Source organism: Alishewanella maricola, assembly GCF_016343785.1.
GTDB classification, from domain to species: Bacteria; Pseudomonadota; Gammaproteobacteria; order Enterobacterales; family Alteromonadaceae; genus Alishewanella; species Alishewanella maricola.
This window is the reverse complement of the sequence record NZ_JAEINI020000004.1, coordinates 168,758-188,677: the sequence shown is the minus strand read 5'-3', so window position 1 is coordinate 188,677 and position 19,920 is coordinate 168,758. Positions and strand designations below refer to the sequence as shown.

General features: G+C 46.8%; 19 protein-coding genes. 14 read left to right on the top strand and 5 right to left on the bottom strand.

Going from position 1 to position 19,920, the window contains the following annotated elements; all coding sequences use genetic code 11:
• Positions 1-24: 24 nt before the first annotated feature.
• Positions 25-372 carry a MaoP family protein gene (locus JAO78_RS08015; RefSeq protein WP_226750853.1) on the bottom strand — a complete coding sequence of 116 codons (348 nt, stop codon included), beginning with the start codon at positions 370-372 and terminating at the stop codon, positions 25-27.
• Positions 373-501: 129 nt separating this feature from the next.
• Between JAO78_RS08015 and hdfR the strand changes: the two genes are divergently transcribed.
• Positions 502-1,350, top strand: a complete 849-nt coding sequence (gene hdfR / locus JAO78_RS08010; protein ID WP_226750852.1) for an HTH-type transcriptional regulator HdfR — start codon at positions 502-504, stop codon at positions 1,348-1,350.
• A gap of 14 nt (positions 1,351-1,364) precedes the next feature.
• Here hdfR and JAO78_RS08005 read toward each other — a convergent pair whose 3' ends face one another.
• The 3 genes from JAO78_RS08005 to fadI form a co-directional block, all read right to left on the bottom strand.
• Positions 1,365-1,562 carry a hypothetical protein gene (locus JAO78_RS08005; RefSeq protein WP_226750851.1) on the bottom strand — a complete coding sequence of 66 codons (198 nt, stop codon included), beginning with the start codon at positions 1,560-1,562 and terminating at the stop codon, positions 1,365-1,367.
• 173 nt (positions 1,563-1,735) lie between these two features.
• Positions 1,736-3,871, bottom strand: a complete 2,136-nt coding sequence (gene fadJ / locus JAO78_RS08000) for a fatty acid oxidation complex subunit alpha FadJ (RefSeq protein ID WP_226750850.1) — start codon at positions 3,869-3,871, stop codon at positions 1,736-1,738.
• Complete coding sequence (gene fadI, locus JAO78_RS07995; RefSeq protein WP_226750849.1) at positions 3,871-5,181, bottom strand: acetyl-CoA C-acyltransferase FadI; 1,311 nt, start codon at positions 5,179-5,181, stop codon at positions 3,871-3,873. Before fadI ends, fadJ begins: the two co-directional genes overlap by 1 nt.
• A gap of 271 nt (positions 5,182-5,452) precedes the next feature.
• Between fadI and JAO78_RS07990 the strand changes: the two genes are divergently transcribed.
• The 8 genes from JAO78_RS07990 (at position 5,453) to JAO78_RS07955 (ending at position 15,420) form a co-directional block, all read left to right on the top strand.
• Positions 5,453-6,406 (top strand): AAA family ATPase, encoded by a 954-nt coding sequence (locus JAO78_RS07990; protein WP_226750848.1) that lies wholly within the window; start codon positions 5,453-5,455, stop codon positions 6,404-6,406.
• The gene (locus JAO78_RS07985; protein ID WP_226750847.1) at positions 6,407-7,357 is read left to right on the top strand and encodes a DUF58 domain-containing protein; all 951 of its coding nucleotides are present in this window, start codon (positions 6,407-6,409) and stop codon (positions 7,355-7,357) included.
• Positions 7,347-7,847 (top strand): DUF4381 domain-containing protein, encoded by a 501-nt coding sequence (locus JAO78_RS07980; RefSeq protein ID WP_226750846.1) that lies wholly within the window; start codon positions 7,347-7,349, stop codon positions 7,845-7,847. The genes JAO78_RS07985 and JAO78_RS07980 overlap by 11 nt, the downstream gene beginning before the upstream one ends.
• Positions 7,840-8,826 carry a vWA domain-containing protein gene (locus JAO78_RS07975; RefSeq protein ID WP_226750845.1) on the top strand — a complete coding sequence of 329 codons (987 nt, stop codon included), beginning with the start codon at positions 7,840-7,842 and terminating at the stop codon, positions 8,824-8,826. The genes JAO78_RS07980 and JAO78_RS07975 overlap by 8 nt, the downstream gene beginning before the upstream one ends.
• Complete coding sequence (locus JAO78_RS07970) at positions 8,816-10,630, top strand: vWA domain-containing protein (RefSeq protein WP_226750844.1); 1,815 nt, start codon at positions 8,816-8,818, stop codon at positions 10,628-10,630. Before JAO78_RS07975 ends, JAO78_RS07970 begins: the two co-directional genes overlap by 11 nt.
• Positions 10,624-12,270, top strand: coding sequence for a BatD family protein (locus JAO78_RS07965; RefSeq protein WP_226750843.1), 1,647 nt, complete (start codon positions 10,624-10,626; stop codon positions 12,268-12,270). Before JAO78_RS07970 ends, JAO78_RS07965 begins: the two co-directional genes overlap by 7 nt.
• Positions 12,271-12,568: 298 nt before the next feature.
• A complete protein-coding gene (putP, locus tag JAO78_RS07960; RefSeq protein ID WP_226750842.1) occupies positions 12,569-14,065 on the top strand; it encodes a sodium/proline symporter PutP in 1,497 nt (498 codons plus the stop codon).
• A 128-nt stretch (positions 14,066-14,193) separates the two neighbouring features.
• Positions 14,194-15,420 (top strand): EAL and HDOD domain-containing protein, encoded by a 1,227-nt coding sequence (locus JAO78_RS07955; protein WP_226750841.1) that lies wholly within the window; start codon positions 14,194-14,196, stop codon positions 15,418-15,420.
• 16 nt (positions 15,421-15,436) lie between these two features.
• Here the strand turns inward: JAO78_RS07955 and JAO78_RS07950 are convergent, their stop codons facing one another.
• Positions 15,437-15,745, bottom strand: coding sequence for a ComEA family DNA-binding protein (locus tag JAO78_RS07950; protein ID WP_226750840.1), 309 nt, complete (start codon positions 15,743-15,745; stop codon positions 15,437-15,439).
• A 446-nt stretch (positions 15,746-16,191) separates the two neighbouring features.
• Between JAO78_RS07950 and JAO78_RS07945 the strand changes: the two genes are divergently transcribed.
• From JAO78_RS07945 to JAO78_RS07925, 5 genes are all read left to right on the top strand, one after another.
• Entirely contained in the window at positions 16,192-16,500 is a 309-nt protein-coding gene (locus JAO78_RS07945; protein WP_226750839.1) for a PepSY domain-containing protein, read from the top strand.
• Positions 16,501-16,502: 2 nt separating this feature from the next.
• Positions 16,503-17,183, top strand: a complete 681-nt coding sequence (locus tag JAO78_RS07940; RefSeq protein WP_226750838.1) for a response regulator transcription factor — start codon at positions 16,503-16,505, stop codon at positions 17,181-17,183.
• Entirely contained in the window at positions 17,180-18,499 is a 1,320-nt protein-coding gene (locus tag JAO78_RS07935) for an ATP-binding protein (RefSeq protein ID WP_226750837.1), read from the top strand. Before JAO78_RS07940 ends, JAO78_RS07935 begins: the two co-directional genes overlap by 4 nt.
• Before the next feature lie 81 nt (positions 18,500-18,580).
• Entirely contained in the window at positions 18,581-18,943 is a 363-nt protein-coding gene (gene folX / locus JAO78_RS07930; RefSeq protein ID WP_226750836.1) for a dihydroneopterin triphosphate 2'-epimerase, read from the top strand.
• A gap of 71 nt (positions 18,944-19,014) precedes the next feature.
• Positions 19,015-19,899, top strand: a complete 885-nt coding sequence (locus JAO78_RS07925; RefSeq protein ID WP_226750835.1) for a TIGR01777 family oxidoreductase — start codon at positions 19,015-19,017, stop codon at positions 19,897-19,899.
• The last annotated feature ends 21 nt before the right edge of the window (positions 19,900-19,920 follow it).

The following is a 19,920-nucleotide window of genomic DNA, read 5'->3' as shown; positions in this document are numbered from 1 at the left end:
AAAAAAAGCCCCTAAGGGCTTTTTTTAATCAGTATCTGTTTCAACGTAAGAGAAATCGTCTGCTCCATCCGCAATACGTTTTTTACCAAATACGGTGTGGAACTTACGCTTTTCTGCTAAGCGTTGTTTGTACTTTAGCCAGGTCTTCTCATAAGGTGTCGTTGCTTCAGCTTCGCCGCGACAGACGAGCAGAAACCGCTCTTCCTCTTCGTTGACTGGCGCTCTAGCACCTTGATCCAGTTGCTGCATTGCCAAACCATGTTTCTCTAACAGATTACCCTCTGCCAGAGTAAAGCGCCCTGACCGGGTAAAACCACGTGGGAAATTCCGGTCATCGAAAAAGCGACGATTAGCGACAAAACTTTGCTGCATCACTTTTTTCCTCTCATCTCGTTGAATATCAAGCCAGCCTGTTTAAACTGTGCGGAGTATGGTTAACAAATTTCCTGTCGTAAAACAAAAATTTTTTATGCTTACGATAAATATCACAAAGGAATCATTTTGGATACTGAGTTATTAAAAACCTTTTTAGAAGTACAGCATACTCGACATTTTGGAAAGGCTGCTGAAAACCTCTATCTAACCCAATCGGCGGTGAGCTTTCGCATTCGACAACTGGAACAACAACTCGGTGTTCATCTGTTTGTGCGCCATCGCAATAATATTCAATTAACGGCGGCAGGTGCACGTTTACTGCCTCATGCCCAAACCATGTTAAGTGCATTACAACGCGCCCGTCAGGATGTAACACAAAGCATACAACAGTTACAGCAATTATCACTTGGCGCAACAGCCAACTTGTGGGAAAGCGTGTTACTGCCGGTGTTTTTACCTTTAGCCGCCGCGAAACCCGATGTTACCTGGCGTACTGACAGTTTAAACCGTGAAGCCAGTACCCGCCAATTATTGGAACATCAATTAGATATTGCCATCTTATTTGATCCACCAAAAACCGATGAGATCACGCTGGTTAAATTAACCGAGATCCACTTACTACCCGTCAGTAGCTGCAAAGAGCAACACGCTGCGGGCAAACCCGATGAACGTTATTGCTATGTCGATTGGGGGAGCAACTTTGACGTTAAACACCAGCGTCATTTTGCCGAGCAGCAAGTGGTGCAGTTAAAAACCAGCAGCGCCAGTTTGGCTAAAGCCTGGTTGTTACAACAAGGCGGTTGTGCCTATTTACCCGCGCAGTTTGTCAGCGCAGAGTTGGCTGCAGGTACCTTAAAACCGCTTGAGGCAACGCCCAGCTTAACGCTCGACTTATATGCGGCCTATTTAACTGATAAAGAATATCAACCACAACTGCAAGCAGTGATACGCTTGCTCCAACAATGGCAAACCTAATACCGATTGACGAATTAAGGCCTGAAGATACGTGCGTTTTTGGTGCGGGCGCGATGAATGGCTAAACGTTTGTAACTGTTAAACAGCGGAAGTAATAAAGGCCCAGTGAATAGCGCCGCTATGGCCCATTGCAATGCTCGCATGCCACTGCGTAAGGCCGCAATGTATACGCCTATAACAACCATTAACCATACTACTGGCACTACAACCACAATTGCCCCCTTTGTTTGCTTTACTGTTGATATGGGTCAGCCCTCATTGTGTTGCTGATTATAACAGCAATCTGGAGGCCTTCCTGTTAATCTTTAGTCGCATAAACGTAAAAAGGGCCCTAAGGCCCTGATTAAATAGTACAACCGCCCATAAGAAGGGCGATTGCTCTAACTTAGTTTGGATAAAACCGCTCGCCCTGCTCGGCCATTTTTAACAAGCGTGGACACGGCGTAAAACGACTGCCAAAGCGGTTTTCTAACTGACGTAAGGTCGCAATTAAGTTATTGACGCCTAAGCTGTCAATATACCGGAACGGCCCGCCTAAAAACGGTGGGAAACCAATACCGAAGATAGCCCCGATATCGCCATCCCGCGCTGAAGCGATAATACCTTCATCTAAACAACGTACTGCTTCATTTAACATTTGAGCCGTACAACGGCTGGCAATTTCATCCGCATTCAGCGCAGGAGCCACCGTAACACCCAGTACATTGTAAACCGATTCGTCCACCAGCTTTTTTCCTTTTTTCACTGACTTACCGTATTGGTAAAAACCTTTTTCTGTTTTCTTACCTTTACGACCGTCTGCCAGTAACTTCTCAAAAGCAGCGGGGGCAGTAAAACGCTCACCCAGTTCAGCGCTTAAGATCGGCGAAATTTTCGCGCCAACATCGATACCCACCTCATCTAATAAGGTAATAGGCCCGACCGGAAAACCAAACTTCACTAAAGCTTTGTCGATTTTCTCAATGGATTCACCTGCTAATAAAATATTGGCGGCTTCATTCATGTACAACGCTAAGATGCGATTAACATAAAAACCAGCTGCATCTTTCACCACAATCGGCGTTTTGCCTTGTTTGCGGGCAAAAGCAACGGTCGTCGCGATGGTCTGCGCTGAGGTTTTTTCATGGGCAATCACTTCAACCAATGGCATCTTATCCACGGGTGAAAAATAATGTAAACCAATTACTTGCTCAGGTCTGGCTGCCTTTTCTGCAATTTGATGAATAGGCAAAGAGCTGGTGTTACTGGCAAAAATGGTGTGTTCAGGGCAATGTTGCTCAATGTCGGCAACCATTTGCTGCTTTAACGCCAAATCTTCAAATACCGCTTCTACCACGATATCAACATCATGAAAGCCGCTAAAGTCGGTGGTGCCGGTGATCCGCAGTAGCTGCTTTTGCATGTCGGTTTTGCGCAAAAAGCGCTTTTTCACTTTTTTATTCAGCTGATCATAGGTGTATTTCAGCGCTGCACTAATACCCTTCTCGCTAATATCTTTAATGCGCACCGGTAAACCAGCTTTGGTCGCTGTAACATTGGCGATACCGCCGCCCATCAAGCCACCACCAAGCACAGCGGCTTTATGAATTTTTTGAGGGATCACGGCGCCAGCGCCGGTTTCTTTTTTCATTTGCGTGGTAGCAAAGAAAATACTGCGCAGTGCTGCCGACTCGGGAGTCATACAAAGCTGACCAAAGGCTTTGGCTTCGGCGGCCAAACCTTGGTTGTAGCCCTGCTCTACCCCCGTTTGAATAACTCGGATAATTTTTAATGCGGCTGGGTAGTTACCCTGCGTTTTGGCTAACGTTTGTTTTAACGCTTGCGAGAACACCAGCTTACGCCCAGGCGAGGTTTGCTCTAACAGCTTGTTTAATACGCTTTGCTTTTTAACCACTACCGGTGGTTTACCCGCCAAAACTTTTTTAACCGCCGCTTCTAACAAAATACTCTGCGGCACCACGTCATCGACCAAACCGGCTTTTTTGGCTTGCGCAGCACGCAGCTGTTTACCGGTTAAAATCATGTCTAAGGCTTTTTGTACGCCGACCAGTTTAGGTAAACGTTGCGTTCCCCCACTACCCGGTAACAAGCCCAGTTGCACTTCGGGTAAACCTAACACCGTTTTCGGGCTATCAGTGGCAATACGCGCATGACATGCCATGGCCAACTCTAAGCCACCGCCTAAACAAGGACCGTGAATGGCGGCAACCACAGGCACACGCATCTGAGACAAACGGTCAAACATTTGTTGGCCCATTTGCGCAATCTTTTCCGCTTCGTCTGCACTTTTGCAGCTGTCTAACATGCTGATGTCGGCACCGGCAATAAACGAGTCTGCTTTGCCACTGATAAACACCACGCCTTTAATTTTGCTGTCGTTGGTAATTTTTTGTAGTAGCTGCTCAATTTCACTGGCGAAAGAGGCTTTTAACACATTCATGCTTTCACCAACGATATCCATGGTCAAAATGGCCACCTGATCGTCGCGTACGGCTAAACTGAAGCTGTTGCTGTCACTCATTATTCTGTCTCCACAATCATTGCTGCACCCAAGCCACCGGCTGCACAAGCCGTAGTAAGGCCAACGCCGCCACCGCGACGGTTTAATTCATTCAGCGTTTGCACGATTAAGCGCGTGCCCGTTGCCGCAAATGGGTGTCCATATGCCAGAGAGCCGCCATTGACGTTAAATTTCGCCATATCAATCTCACCAATCGCTTGATCTAAGCCCAGCTGTTCTTTTGCAAATTTGCGGCTAGCAAACATCTGCATATTCGCTAGCGCTTGCGCAGCAAAAGCTTCGTGCATTTCAATTAAGGTGAGATCGGCTAAGTTCATGCCTGCCCGAGCCAACGCAATTGGCGTAGCGTAAGATGGCCCCATTAACATGTCTTGCCATACGTCAATGGCCGCAAAAGCATAACTACGAATGTAGCCCAGCGGTTTATAGCCAAGCGCTTTAGCTCGACCTTCAGTCATCATCAATACAGCCGAGGCTCCGTCTGTTAAAGGGGTGCTGGTAGCCGCAGTTACCGTACCATGCGCTCGGTCAAACACCGGCTTTAATTTGGCATAAGACTCAAGTTTAGAGTCCATTCGGATATTGTTATCCATGTCTAAAAAGCGGCTGTAAGGCTCAACATGCGCAGTCATCACTTCGCCAGCCATCTTGCCTGATTGCCACGCCGCCGCGGCTAAGCTGTGTGAACGGTGCGCCATTTCATCTTGTGCTGCACGGCTGATACCATGGCTTTTGGCCATTTGCTCTGCCGTGTCGCCCATCGATAAGCCCGTGCTGTATTCCGCAATGGCCGGTGGCACTGGCATTAAATCTTTTAAACCTAACTTGCGCACGATGGCTAATTTTTGGCCGAGCGTTTTGGCTTTATTCAAATCTACTAAGGCGCGTGCCAGTTTTTTACTGACCCCAATAGGTAACACTGAACTCGAATCGGCCCCGCCAGCAATCCCAACTTGGGTAATACCCGCCATCATCGACTCGGCAACACTTACCACCGATTGAAAACTGGTAGCACAAGCCCGTGTTACGCTATAGGCGTCGGTTTGTAATGGCATACCGGTGCCTAACACAATTTCACGTGCAATATTGGGCGCTTCTGGCATTTGGATAACTTGGCCATACACCACCTGCTCAATTAAAGCAGGATCTAATTCGGTGCGGATCAATAATTCATTGACCACTAACTTGCCCAAGTCCAAGGCGGACACACCGTGAAACTCCGTTGCCTGTTTAGCAAAGGGGGTACGTAACCCAGCCACAATGGCGATACGTTCGCCCTGCCGAGTAGTGAGATTAATTGGCGCAGCCATAGTGATCCTCTTTTTGCAATTCTGTTTGATTACAGGTCTGACCTCTGAGTGTAGCTCGATTGTAACCACACTCAGCAAAAATTAAAACAGTTGTTTTAAGAGCGGTTTAATCGTTGCCATTTAGATTATCAATAATCAAAGGTCAACATGCCCCTTGCCCTTGTTTTCTTTTAACGGGAACCTTATAAAGGTTAGAACATCTTAGCTTAGCTAGCTTTGCCATTAATTGTGCAAAAATCATTCACTTATTGACTAAAAGACTAACATTATTATGGTTCAGGCATTTGCATCACTAAAAAGCTATTTAGACAGTCAAGTACTGGGGCAACCAGCACTGACCGAAGGGATCTTGTTGGCCTTACTGGCCAACGGTCATTTATTAGTAGAAGGGCCACCGGGGTTAGCGAAAACGCGCGCCGTAAACGCGCTGGCACAGGGTGTAGAAGCCGAATTTCATCGGATCCAATTTACCCCAGATTTACTGCCGGCTGATTTAACCGGCACCGATATTTATCGACCAGAGACCGGCCAGTTTGCTTTTCAATCAGGCCCATTGTTTCACAATATTATTTTGGCGGATGAAATTAACCGTGCGCCCGCCAAGGTGCAATCTGCCTTATTGGAAGCGATGGCCGAAAAACAAGTTACCGTTGGGCGTAATACCTACCCTTTACCGGAATTGTTTTTAGTGATGGCCACACAAAACCCACTTGAGCAAGAAGGCACATACCCTTTACCAGAAGCGCAACTCGACCGCTTCTTACTGCATTTAAAAGTGGATTATCCTGATAGCCAAACCGAATTAGCCATTTTGCGCCTAACCCGCGCTGAGGCTCGGCACGAAGCGGCTGCAGCGGCAAAGCCAATAAGCCAAGCAGAAATCTTTGCTGCCCGCCAAGCAATTTTAAAGTTACACCTTTCCGAAAGCCTTGAACATTATATGGTACAGTTAATTATGGCGAGTCGCCAACCTGCCGCTTACAGCAGTAAACTGGCCAGTTGGATTGGCTATGGCGCCAGCCCGCGCGCAACCATCGCATTAGATCGCTGTGCCCGTGCCCGTGCTTGGTTGCAAGAGCGTGATTTTGTGACGCCTGAAGATATTCAAGCGGTGTTTCATAATGTGATGCGCCACCGCTTAATTCTGACCTATGCCGCTGAAGCAGAGGGCATCAGCACCGATCATGTGCTCGATGAAATTTTACAGCAGGTCGCTGTGCCATAAATGAACATGCCAGAACCCACGCCTTCACAATGGTTAGCCACCCTACAAGCCAGCGGCTACCAACTTGGTTTAGCTGAGCTGTTGTGGTATCAACGCCATACGCAACTTTTGGATCTGCGCCCAACGATTGCCATTCAAAGCAAATTGGCCGGCAGTTATTTGGCCAAAAGCAAAGGTCGCGGCATGGAGTTTGACGAGGTGAGGCATTATCAGCCTGGTGATGACGTGCGAGCGATTGACTGGCGTGTTACCGCACGAACCGGCAAGGTGCACACCAAGCTATTTCGTGAAGAAAAAGAACGGCCAGTGTTTATACTTACCGATCTGAGCAGCAGTATGCGCTTTGGTTCCACCTTGTTATTAAAATCTATTCAAGCTGCGCATCTCGCTTCGGTGATCAGTTGGCACAGCAAAGCACATGGCGATAAACTTGGCGGCATTGTCTTTAGTCAGCAACAACATCGTTTACTCAAGCCGGCCAGTCGCACCCGTGGCGTACTGCGCTACCTGCAAGCCTTAGTCGATGTGCATCAAGCCGACACCACGGCCCAAGGGTTATCCTTAGCGCAAGCGCTGGCCGAGGTACGCCGCTTGTTACGCCCGGGCAGTTTGTTGTATTTGCTGTCTGACTATAACGCTTTAGATGATGAAGCGATGCGCCATTTACAGCTGATCCGACAGCATAATGAAGTGCATTGCTGTCAATTGGTCGACCCGCTAGAACAACAACTGCCTGCCAAAGCGCAAGGCTCTGCCTTGGTGCAAGCCAATGCAGAGCCACTGTTGGTGACACTTGGCGATCGCAAGCTGCAGCAACGCTATCAACAACAGCAACAACAAACCATGCAAAAAATGCAACAGCAACTCCAACAACTCGGCTGTAAATGGCTTAGTATCAGCAGTGCTGAACCATTATTAACCCAATTGTCGAGGGGTTATCATGGCCGATAAACACGATTTACTGCCGCAATTAGCGGATATTTATGAGCCTGAACTAGCCAGCAGTATGTTGCCACCACTGGGTTATTGGCTGCTCGCCTTGCTGGCATTAACGTTATTAACCGCTTTATTATTTTGGCGCTATCGGGCAAAGCAGCAATCGCGGGTTAAACGCGCAGCAATGGCCGAATTGGCACAAATTGATTGGCAATCGCCGCAAGCCGCCACCGCATTAAATGTGCTGTTAAAACGGCTATTAAAGCACTATCAACCTAGCCACCCGCTGTTAAGCGCCAGCACCGAGCAATGGCAAGCTTTTTTACAACAGCAATTACCGGCGCAGTTGCCGCTTCCGCCTTTGGCCACGCTGCTTTATCAAGCACCTGGGCCAGATAAAACGGCACAGCAACAGCAATTTTGGCTGGCAACCCAGCACATCATTAAACAATTAGATCCTGTACAAGGGTTTACTTCATTTAAGCAAGGCGGCACCCATGCTTGATCTCGCTTACCCTTGGTTATTGTTAGCCTTGCCGTTACCGCTGTTGCTAAAGAAAAAACCGCAGCGCAATGGCAGTGCCCTTAATTTACCGGCTTTAGCTAAACTAGGCAGTGCCAATCAAGCCAAAGCCGAGCAGCGTAACGTCAGTCATTTTTTATTGGCGGTGATTTGGCTGTTATTAGTGATCAGTGCCACGCAGCCCCGCTGGCTGGATGAGCCGGTAAGCTTGCCACAGCCTGGGCGCGAACTCATGTTAGCGATTGATTTATCCGGCTCAATGGATATCCCCGATATGCGATTGGAGATGGGGAATACCACCCGATTAAAAGCCATGAAAGTGGTGTTGGGTGAATTTATTCAAGCGCGTCAAGGAGATCGTATTGGTTTAGTGCTATTTGCCGATGCCGCTTTTCAGCAAACCCCGCTGACGTTTGACCTAGCCACAGTGCAGCAATTTCTTGATGATGCCGTTATCGGGCTGGTTGGGCAACGCACTGCCATTGGTGAGGCCATTGGCTTAACGGTAAAACGCTTTAATAATTTTGAGACCAGCAATAAAGTGCTGATTTTACTCAGTGATGGTGCAAACAATGCTGGCGATATTCAACCCCGAGAAGCATTGCAACTGGCTAAAGCGGCGGGCGTAAAAATTTACACGGTGGGGCTCGGTGCAGAACAAATGATCCAGCAAAGCCTGTTCGGACAGCGCAATATCAATCCGTCGCAAGATTTAGATGAGCCCTTGTTGATAGAATTAGCTGAAAGCACCGGCGGACGTTACTTTCGAGCTCGTAGCCCGCAAGAATTACGAGAAATTTATCAGTTATTAGATGAACTCGAACCGATTGAGCGTGAAGAGCTGACCTTTCGGCCACAGCGCAGCCTGTTGCATTATCCGCTGGCCCTCGCCTTGCTCTGTTCATGCTTTTTAGCGGTTCGGCGTATCAATTGGTCTGGAGTAACGAAAGATGTTCGCTGACTTTCATTTTTTACGACCTTATTGGTTACTGGCGCTGCTGCCACTGGCACTCCTTTGCTGGTTACTGCAAAAGCGGCGACAAGACACTAGCCCGTGGCAACAACTGATTGCCCCGCATTTGCAGCATGTGATGTTGTTGGGCCAACATATTCAGCAACGTCAACCTTGGGCGCTACCACTGTTAGCCAGCTGTTGGTTGCTGACCGTATTAGCGTTAAGTGGCCCCAGCTGGCAGAAACTGCCGCAACCGGCCTTAACGGTGAAAAAAGCCACAGTTTTAGTCATGGATATGTCGTTATCAATGCGGGCAACAGATCTAACGCCCGATCGCCTGACACAGCAACGCTTTAAAGCTTTAGATTTCATTGATTTGCTGCAAGAAGGTGATTTGGGTTTAATCAGTTACGCCGCCGATGCCTTTGTCATTTCGCCATTGACGCCGGATCATAATAATATCCGCCTGCAAATTCCTACCCTACGCCCAGAATTAATGCCCGCTCAGGGCTCTAATGTGCTACGCGCGCTAGAGCAAGCCGCCGAGTTGTTAGAACAAGCCGGTTACCCCAGCGGTGAAATTGTGCTGTTTACCGACGGCTTTGATGCTGACAGTTATCAGTCTATCCAGCAATTACTTAACAATTGGCCACATCAATTAGCCATCATGGCTTTTGGTCAAGCCGAAGGTGCAGTGGTGCGTTTAGAAAATGGCGAACTGCTAAAAAATGCTCAAGGGGGTGTTGTGATGCCTCGTGTCCCTCTTGAACAACTGCGCGTACTCGCTCGCCAAGCCGGCGGAAGCTTAGTGCAAGCCGGTGCCGATAATGCGGATTTACAACAACTACTGAAACAAAACCAACAGCAATATGATGACAGACAGCCACAGCCCCTGATGACAGGCGATCAATGGCAAGACAATGCTGTTTATTTGGTGTGGTTACTCTTACCCTTAGCACTATGGCTAGCGCGTAAAGCACCCATTTTAGTGATCTTGCCCTTGTTATATCTGCCACCAGCAGATGCCGTAAGTTGGCGTGATTTATGGCAAACAAAACAACAGCAAGCCGTAGAGGATTATCAACAGCAAGACTATCAACAAGCTCAACAGAAGTTTCGTGATCCTTTATGGCAAGGTAACGCCGCTTACCGCGCCGAAGATTATGCCGCAGCAGCAGAAGCCTATCAGCGAGCCAGCAACGACGCCCCCTCCGTTGATAGCTGGCACAATTTAGGTAATGCCTTAGCGATGCAACAGCAATATGAAGCTGCTTTAGCGGCTTACGAGCAAGCACTGGCGCTTGACGGCGAGGCGCCATCACCGGCGGCCAATGCTGAGCTAATGCGCAAGTTGTTACAACAAGAGCAAGAACAACAACAACAGGATCAGCAACAGCAAGATAAACAACAAGGTCAGCAAGACGGCGATGCTGCCGACGACGCGTCATCTGAAAAGCAAGACGCTGAAGAGTCGGCTGAGTCCGAGCAAAACTCAGCAGAAGATGGCAGTGCCGGTGATAGCAGCGCACAAGCCGAGCAAAATGCTGAACAGCAAGAAGACGCCGCACAACGAGAGCAACAAGCCGCGCAGCAAGCAACAGAACAGCAACCCGGCGACGAACCGCCAAGCAATAAACAGCAAGTTGTTACTGAAAACTGGCCCAATGCCACGCCAGAACAACAACAAGAGCTAGAAAATCTGCTGCGCAAAGTACAAGACGATCCGGGTATTTTACTGCGCAATAGAATGTTATTAGAACATCAGAAACGTCGTACTCAACCCCCTCCAGGAGCTCGTCAGGAATGGTGACATCGGTATTTAACAGCTTTATTTTTCTGTTACTGGTTATGAGCATGCCGCTAGCGGCCTTTAGTTCACTGACCAGTGAAGTGGATAAAAACCCGGCACTGGCCGGTGAAGCCATCACCTTGGTTGTCACGGCAGATAGCCGTTTATCGGCTGACGCCTTAAATTATCGGCAGTTAGAGCAAAACTTCCGCGTAATGGCACCGTCGGTTAGCCAAAGCACGCAAATTATTAACGGCCAAAGTAGCCAAAGTACCCGTTGGTCACTAACCTTATTTCCGCTTAACAGCGGCGTGTTCACTATTCCGGCCTTTGAAATTAACGGTATTCGTTCTTTACCGCTCACCGTGGAAGTGTTAGACCAACCCATAAAAAAAGATGCCTCACGCGAGCTGTTTGTTGAAGCCAATTTAATTGCCACCAATAACGTCTATGTGCAACAAATGTTGTATTACGATGTGGTGATTTATTTTAGCGGTGATTTACAGCGCGGCACCTTAACTGAACCGCAACTCGAAGGTGCTGAGATTAAACGGGTGGGTCAAGATGCCGAAGGCAGCGCTATCGTTAATGGTGTGCGTTATCGCACTATTACCCGTCGTTATAGTGTTATCCCGCAGCGCAGCGGAGATATGGTGATTAACCCGCCGGTATTTACCGGTGAAGTGATTGATCGCGATAACAGCAACTACAATTATTTTGCCCGCAGTAAAACTGTGATGCAGGAAGCCAACCCCATTACCCTGCAGGTATTACCGCAACCAGATAATTTCCCTGGAAATTGGCTTGTCGCCGGTTTAGTTACACTGACAGAAGAGTGGCAACCCAATAACACCGAATTAGTGGTCGGCGAGCCTGTTACACGGATCATTACCTTATCAGCAGTAGATGTGTCGCCCAGTCAATTACCCGAGTTATCTCAGCAACTGCCCGCGCAATTACGCTCATATGATGAACAGCCGCAAAGTGTCGGCGCTGAACGTAATGGCCGCTTGGTCGCGCAAAAAGTCTTTACCACGGCTTTAATTGCTAATGCTGAGGGGGATGTAACACTTCCAGAAATTAGTTTGGCTTGGTGGAATAGCCAAACGGATCAATTACAAACTACGGTGTTACCTGCACGTACATTTAAAGTTATTGCAGCAGCAGGTGCTACACCTACTGCCAACACGCTGCCTGCGCCAATGGCTACCACACCGTCAGTGGCTAGCAACCCTTGGCAATGGAATTACACCTCAAGTCTACTTAGCCTGCTCTGGCTTGCGTCAATGCTGATCGCTCTTTACTTTTTAAAATCACGCTCTGCGCAACCAGCAGCTTTAAACACAGTACGCAGCGCCAAAGTGATGGCGGATAATCGCTTGCTACAACAAGCCTGTGCCGTAGGTGATGCAGCAACAGCGGCACAGCAATTACTCCTTTGGGGGCAACAGCAATTTGGCACTTCGATGCGCTCTTTAGGGCAGTTAATGGGCCACCTACAAGATGAGGCGTTATTAGCCGAGTTAAAGCAGCTGGAACAACAACTGTACAGTAACACCGACAGCCCGTGGCAGGGCAACAGCCTTTATCAGCAATGGCGGGAATGGCAAGCGCCAGCAAAACAGCATACGCCGCAAGGGCTGGCGTCACTTTATCCTTGATAAATTGCGGTTAACCCCATAATAACGTACTGAAAACCCAAAGCCCCTGTATTAGCTACCGGGGCTTTACGTTAGAATGACCAAGAGCTGAGACCGCGTTACTGAAAATGACTGGTATCTAAGTAGTCTAGTTGTTAACATTTAAAGTGATTTGACTTTTGCTGATGGGGAACAAAACGGTTGTCGCGTCAGCAAACGTCAGCTCAATCATCATTATCGCGAGATACTCTCAAGGTTAATCACCTGGTCAGTTAACCTCGCTGTAATGCCAAATAAAACTAAAAAAGGAGCTCGCGTAGTGGAAACTGCCACCCTAATATCTTTGGGTATTTATTTTCTTGCCATGATCGGCATCGGTTTATATTCCTACAATGCCACAGATAATGATGTTTCAGGCTATATGCTCGGTGGTCGTAAACTCGGCCCTGGTGTGACAGCGCTCTCTGCCGGTGCCTCTGATATGAGTGGTTGGATGTTAATGGGCTTACCCGGCGCCATGTATGTTTCTGGCCTTAGTAGCACCTGGATAGCGGTCGGTTTATTAATTGGTGCTCTACTGAACTACCTGATTGTTGCGCCAAGGCTGCGGGTGTATACCGAAATAGCCAATGATGCGATTACCATTCCGGATTACTTTGAAAAACGTTTTGAAGACAAAACGCGCATGCTGCGTATTGTCTCTTCTTTAGTTATCGTTATTTTCTTTACGCTGTACACGTCTTCAGGTGTCGTGGGCGGCGGTAAATTATTCGAAAGCTCGTTTAATCTTAACTACGAACTGGGCCTGTATATTACCGCGGGGGTAGTGGTTATTTACACCCTGATTGGCGGCTTTATGGCGGTCAGCATTACCGACTTTGTGCAAGGCTGCTTAATGTTTATCGCTCTGGTATTAGTGCCTATCGTGGCGATCGATCACCTTGGCGGGATCAGTGAAGTTAACCAAATTGTCACGAACATCAACCCTGATTTAATGAATTGGGTAGCTGGCAGTTCAGTTCTGGGAATCATCTCAGCGCTCAGTTGGGGCTTGGGCTATTTTGGCCAGCCGCATATCATCGTACGCTTTATGGCTATCCGTTCGGTTAAAGATATCAAAATGGCTCGTCGTATAGGCATGAGCTGGATGTTTGTGACCATCGTCGGTGCCATTACTACCGGTTTTGTGGGTATCGCTTATGTGGCGAAAACCAAAATGGACATCGCCGATCCTGAAACCATCTTTATTGTCTTCTCACAGTTTTTATTCCATCCGCTGATCAGTGGTTTTTTACTAGCGGCTATTTTAGCGGCCATTATGAGTACCATCTCATCACAGCTGTTGGTAACGTCGAGCTCGTTAACCGAAGACTTTTATAAAACCTTTGTGAATCGCAGCGCCACCCAAACAGAATTAGTGGTGGTGGGTCGTTTATCGGTATTATTAGTGGCCTTAGTGGCTATCGCGCTAGCCTACGATCGCGATAGTTCAGTACTGCAATTAGTAAGCAATGCTTGGGCCGGTTTTGGTGCGGCCTTTGGCCCTCTGATTATCATGAGCTTGTATTGGCCACGCATGACGTTTGCCGGTGCGCTTAGCGGAATTATTGTTGGTTCGGGCACCGTATTATTGTGGATCTACTTACCTATCAGCATTAATGGTCAAACGCTAAGTGCGACCATGTACGAAATTGTACCAGGGGTGATCTTCAGTACTTTAGCCATTATTGTTGTCAGTTTAATGGGTAGAATGCCATCAGAAAGTGTACAGCAGATGTTCACTAAGATGCTCACCACCCTAAAAGCCAACACTTAATGCGCTTTAATCGAAACAGCCAGTGACAAAACAGGCTGTTTTTACTGATTGTGCTGAAGATACGCTGGCTTTCATAGCCAGCGTTTTGTTACATTAGGCAAAGTTTACTTGTCGGAGAAACCTCACGAATGTTTTTTTATGCCGCTCGCCAACCCATCTTGGACCGTAATAAAGCGCTCTTCGGCTACGAATTGCTATTTCGGGATGGCGTCGATAACGCATTTCCAGACATTGATGGTGATGAAGCCACGTCAAAAATGATTGAAGGCAGTCAATTTGCTTTTGGTTTAGACGACTTTCTGGGCGATAAGCCGGGCTTTATCAACTTCACACTAGAAACACTGCTAAAAAAATACCCCAGTATGCTGCCAAAAGAACAGGTAGTCATTGAAGTACTCGAAACGGTGCAACCGGGCAAACGCCTGCTAGCAGAATGCCAGCAACTTAAAGAGCAAGGCTATGTTTTGGCACTCGACGATTACGAGCATAAACATGTTTGGCGGCATTTTTACCCTTATATTGATATTATCAAAATCGATTTTCGCAGCACCAATAGCGAACAAATTGAAGAGATAAAAACGGCGATTGCCGACTTTCCGAACATCAAGTTATTAGCCGAAAAAGTAGAAACTATTGAAGAGTTTCAACAAGCTATGGATCAAGGTTTTGCCTACTTCCAAGGTTACTTTTTTTCTAAGCCGGAAATGATGCAAGCCAAAGCGCTTTCTCCTTCACAATTGGCATTAGCTGAGCTGTTATATGAAACATCGAAGGCCGATATGGATTTAGTGCAAATTGCCGAAGTGTTTAAACGCGATGTGACGCTTTCATATAAGCTATTACGTTATAGTAACTCGGCCATTTTCCGCCGCCGCACTGAAATTGATACCATCAAGCATGCCATCGTAGTGCTTGGTCAAGCTGAGTTAAAGAAATTTTTATCCTTATTATTTACCGCGCAAATCAGTACCGACAAACCGGCTGAACTGATGCGAATGGCCATGACTCGGGCAAACTTTGCTGAAGGCTTAGCGGCATTATCGGGCACAGTACCGTTAGAAAAAGCTTTCTTAACCGGGATGATGTCGTTAATGGATGCGATTTTAGATGAGTCAATTGAAAGCGTGATGGAAAAATTACCTCTGTCAGCTGATATCAAAGACGCATTAGTGAATAAAGAAGGCGTGCTTGCCGATTATATTCGCTTAATTGAGTATTACGAAACGGCGCACTGGACGGAAGCGACGAGCACTATCAAACACCTGAATTTACCGGTTGAGAAAGTACCTGATGCGTATCATCAGGCTGTGCAATGGGCTAACGAACAAATGAAAGCCTTAGGCGAACTCGCCTAAGGCTTTGCTTTAACCCTTAGTCAAAACTGACATATTGCGCCACGCGTGCCGCCAGTTTTGGGCCAATGCCTTTTACTTTGGTCAGATCCGCTTCATTGCTAATAGCGCCATTTTCACTAATATGCGCCACTATCGCTTCTGCTTTCACTTTGCCTAAACCAGGCACGGCAACCAATTGCTCTACACTGGCTTGATTCAAGCGTAATTTAGTGGTCGCTTGGCTAGCGGTCGCTTTAGTCACTTCTTGAACATTACTATTGGCTAAACTGTGGTTAGCTACCAATACGGCAGTAGCTAGCAATGTGGCAACAATAATATTTTTCATAACAGCTTTCCTCCCGAAATGGCTGGATGCCGCAGCAGTAAACACTGACATAACCTTACTTACCTACCAGAGTCGGTAGCCGCTGGTAGCTACAACATTCGCAAAGCGGACATCGCAAGCAAAATTACCGACCGCATTAAATCTAGACGCAGAAAAATATTTTGCAACTTTATTTTAAAAAATTTAATTAAATAGCTACATTCACATTCAGGTTGAATTAAGCCATCAACGCCTATTCTTCGCACATTGCTGATTGCCGCCACTAGAATATTTCAGTACATTAGCAAGAATACACAAACAGATTATGAAGTTAGACATAAATCAGCGGTTAGCTTATGCCAATCACAGCGTATTACTTTGTGGCTTCTACAGTTTAAACAAGGCCTGTAGTTAACACACCTTACCAGTCGTAGCGGTGTTCCACACTGTCTAGGGGGTTGAATAATATGACAAAAATACTCACGATTTTACTTAGTTGCAGTTTGCTGCTGGTGCTTGTTGCGCCCTTGCAAGCAAACGATAGCGCTATGTTGTTGAGTGATAACAAAGAACCTGCAAAACAACCCACTGTATTACCCACAAAAGACATTACGAAAGAAACTGCAGCGCAACTCGCAAAACAACGTTTTCCTGGCCGTATCCTCAAAGTTAGAGCAGAATCTCGACAATATCGTGTGCGCGTGATGCAAGATGATGGTCGAGTTGTTAATGTTATTGTCGATGGCCGCAGCGGCCGTGTTAAAAGGGAAGATTAAGCATGCGAGTTTTAGTCATCGAAGATGAAAAATTATTAGCCGAGCAAATTAAGAACGACCTGCTACAACAACAATTTAGCGTTGATCTGGCGGTAGATGGTGCCGAAGGTTGGTTTAAATTATCCGAATATCCTTATGATCTGGCCATTATTGATTTGGGTTTACCCAAGTTAGACGGCTTATCGGTGATCCGCAAAGCGCGTAAACAAGAATTAAAAACCCCCATCATCATTTTAACAGCGCGCGGCAGCTGGCAAGAAAAGGTGGAAGGTTTAGATGCTGGTGCTGATGATTATTTAACGAAACCCTTTCACAATGAAGAGTTATTAGCCCGTTGTAACGCACTGATCCGCCGCGCAGCTGGTCAACCGGATCCCACCCTGAGCTCGGGCCCAATTTCTTTAAATAGCCGCACACAACAGGTGTGGCTGGGTGAAGACGAAGTGAGTTTAACCGCCTATGAATATAAAGTGCTAGAGTACTTTATGCTCAACCCAGGTAAGGTGATCTCTAAAACTGAACTAACCGAGCACATCTACGATCAAGACTTTGATTTAGACAGTAATGTTATTGAAGTGTTTGTACTGCGGTTACGTAAAAAACTCGACCCCGATGCTGAGTTAAAACCGATCGAAACACTGCGTGGTCGGGGTTACCGCTTTAATTTACAAGTGAGTAAATGAGAGTTATCCCTCTTAAGCTCCGTCAAGGGCTGGTAAGCGCAGTATTATTAGTATTGCTGCTGCCCAGCTCTTTTTTGGCTATTGAGCAAGCCTTTCACACGCAGCTATTAACCAATGCGGAACAAAAAATGGAAGTACATATGTACGCCATTTTGTCTGAGCTTAACTTGGTTAATAACAAAATAGAATTAACCAACAACTCGCTGGCCCCAGACTTCTATCGGCCAGACTCGGGTTTAAGTGCTTATGTTACCGACGGTAAACAGCTTTTATGGCAATCCGACTCTTCGCTTAATCAAAGCTTTCGTGTGCCAGACATTACCTTAGTGCCAGGGCAGCATATTTTTTATGCTGAACAACAGCAAGACAGCCAATTTCAAATTCTCAGTATCGCTTTTTTGTTTGATTCTGGTGAAAGCGCTCGCCCGCTCGCCATTCATGTGGTGCAAACCGCAGAATTGTTACTTGCACCACACAAAAGTTTCCGCTCAACGCTATTACGTTGGTTTATTGGTATTGCACTAGGTTTATTACTGCTTAGCATTCTGGCTTATTACTGGACGACTAAACCATTAACCCGCTTAGACCATGAAATCAGACAACTTGAACGCGGTAAACAAGATCACTTAATGGGCAATTATCCGTCTGAGCTAAATGTTATTAAAGAAGATCTTAATTTATTGTTAGCCAGTCAAAACCGCCAAAAGCTGCGCTATCGTAATCATTTAAGTGACTTAGCACATGCCTTAAAAACCCCGGTAGCCGTGCTAAGAACCTCCCCTTTAGCTCAGCAGCCTGAACTAAAAGAACAAATTGACCGCATTACAGCGATGATCGAGCATCAGCTAAAAAAAGCCAGCAGCTCAGGTCAGGATATTTGGAAAAAAGAAACGCTGATCTTACCGCTACTAGAAAAGCTAATTAACGCCCTACAAAAAATTTACCGTGATAAAGATTGTGAAATTGAGCTAGTGTGTAGCGAAGAGGCCTTTTTCCGTGGTGATGAAACCGATTTAATGGAAGTATTGGGCAACTTACTGGATAACGCCTGTAAAGCCAGCCGTCATCAAGTGCGCGTAACTATCGGCCAACACCCCTTTTCAATTATCGTCGAAGATGATGGCCCTGGCATTGCGAAAAAAAATCGCCAAGAACTGTTTCAACGTGGCACACGACTCGACACCTATGTCGAAGGCCATGGCGTCGGCTTATCTATCGTCTCTGAGCTGGTAAACTCATACTCAGGCAACATTACCATTAGCGACAGTGAGTTAGGCGGTGCCTGTTTTACCCTTGTATTTAATGACGATGCCTAAATACCTAAACAAATTACTGTACTGATTGATCGCAGCGCGTTAGCGTAGCGTAAGCAGTTAAAATTAATTAAGGGTATTATTATGGATCTTAATCCGGCAACAATTAGAATCAAAAACCTGCGCTTACGCACTTACATCGGCATTAACGAAGATGAGATTGCGAACAAACAAGACGTGGTCATAAACGCTAAAATTGTTTATCGCGCTGAAACAGCCGCACAAACCGATGACATGGCTAACGCGCTAAATTATCGCACCATCACTAAACAAATTATTGCCCTGGTTGAAAACAATCGCTTTGGTTTATTAGAAAAACTCACCTCTGACGTCCTTGCTTTAGCCAGTGCGCATGCCTCTGTTAGCTACGCTGAAGTGGAAATCGACAAACCGCACGCCCTGCGTTTTGCCGATTCTGTTTCGCTAACCTTATCGGTTAACAAATAACCCGCTATACTTCAATTAAGGTTGATGTGTTACAACTGTTTGTAACAACAACGTAAGTAAGGATAACTGATATGCAGATCCTCATTACGGGCGGCACCGGCTTAATCGGCAGTGCTTTAGTACGACTTTGGCAAGCTGAGCATAAACTGCTGATCCTCAGCCGTACCGGCCGTAAAAGTGCTAACAGTAACATTCACTATATTAATGCCCTTTCAGAAGTGGATTTTAATACCATTGATGTGGTGGTGAACTTAGCGGGTGAGCCCATTGCGAAGCGCCGCTGGAGCGAAAAACAAAAAAACCTTATTTGCCAAAGCCGTTGGCAGCTTACTGAAGCACTTAGCAAACTGATCAGTCAAGCTTCAACGCCTCCAAAATTGCTGATCAGTGGCTCTGCTACGGGTTATTATGGCCGGCAGGGCAACACTGAGATCACCGAAGAATACGATGCTTTTTTCCCTGAATTTACCCACGATATTTGCGCGAAATGGGAAAACTTGGCGATGCAAGCCAGTAGTGATAAAACCCGCGTAGCGTTGTTACGTACAGGCATCGTGTTAGCCGAAGACGGCGGCGCACTAGCCAAGATGCTGCCGCCCTTTAAGCTGGCATTAGGCGGGGTCATGGGTGATGGCACGCAGTATATGTCGTGGATCCATTTAGACGATATGGTTAATCTTATAAACTTTATTATGCAACACGACGATATAAGCGGCCCGGTAAATGCCGTAGCACCGCGCCCAGTAACCAATAAGGTGTTTACCGCTGAATTAGCAAAACGTATAAAACGCCCTGCGGTATTACCGATGCCGGCGTTTATGGCCAGCTTGTTGTTTGGTGAAATGGCCGACATTTTGCTATACGGGCAACGCGTGGTGCCGCAAAAACTACTAAAAGCCGGTTTTACGTTCCGCTATCCGCAGCTATCGCAGGCATTAGCCGCATTAACATTGTGACGTCAAAGCAAAAAGCCAAAA

Bases quoted from the DNA above. Each gene is read 5' to 3' on its own strand.
- JAO78_RS07935 (WP_226750837.1), top strand. From the start codon at position 17,180: ATGAGAGTTATCCCTCTTAAGCTCCGTCAAGGGCTGGTAAGCGCAGTA.
- JAO78_RS07985 (WP_226750847.1), top strand. From the start codon at position 6,407: ATGAACATGCCAGAACCCACGCCTTCACAATGGTTAGCCACCCTACAA.
- fadJ (WP_226750850.1), bottom strand. From the start codon at position 3,871: ATGAGTGACAGCAACAGCTTCAGTTTAGCCGTACGCGACGATCAGGTG.
- JAO78_RS07970 (WP_226750844.1), top strand. From the start codon at position 8,816: ATGTTCGCTGACTTTCATTTTTTACGACCTTATTGGTTACTGGCGCTG.
- JAO78_RS07975 (WP_226750845.1), top strand. From the start codon at position 7,840: ATGCTTGATCTCGCTTACCCTTGGTTATTGTTAGCCTTGCCGTTACCG.
- JAO78_RS08015 (WP_226750853.1), bottom strand. From the start codon at position 372: ATGCAGCAAAGTTTTGTCGCTAATCGTCGCTTTTTCGATGACCGGAAT.
- JAO78_RS07980 (WP_226750846.1), top strand. From the start codon at position 7,347: ATGGCCGATAAACACGATTTACTGCCGCAATTAGCGGATATTTATGAG.
- JAO78_RS07925 (WP_226750835.1), top strand. From the start codon at position 19,015: ATGCAGATCCTCATTACGGGCGGCACCGGCTTAATCGGCAGTGCTTTA.
- JAO78_RS07990 (WP_226750848.1), top strand. From the start codon at position 5,453: ATGGTTCAGGCATTTGCATCACTAAAAAGCTATTTAGACAGTCAAGTA.
- fadI (WP_226750849.1), bottom strand. From the start codon at position 5,181: ATGGCTGCGCCAATTAATCTCACTACTCGGCAGGGCGAACGTATCGCC.
- JAO78_RS07965 (WP_226750843.1), top strand. From the start codon at position 10,624: ATGGTGACATCGGTATTTAACAGCTTTATTTTTCTGTTACTGGTTATG.
- JAO78_RS07950 (WP_226750840.1), bottom strand. From the start codon at position 15,745: ATGAAAAATATTATTGTTGCCACATTGCTAGCTACTGCCGTATTGGTA.
- JAO78_RS07955 (WP_226750841.1), top strand. From the start codon at position 14,194: ATGTTTTTTTATGCCGCTCGCCAACCCATCTTGGACCGTAATAAAGCG.
- folX (WP_226750836.1), top strand. From the start codon at position 18,581: ATGGATCTTAATCCGGCAACAATTAGAATCAAAAACCTGCGCTTACGC.
- JAO78_RS07940 (WP_226750838.1), top strand. From the start codon at position 16,503: ATGCGAGTTTTAGTCATCGAAGATGAAAAATTATTAGCCGAGCAAATT.
- JAO78_RS07945 (WP_226750839.1), top strand. From the start codon at position 16,192: ATGACAAAAATACTCACGATTTTACTTAGTTGCAGTTTGCTGCTGGTG.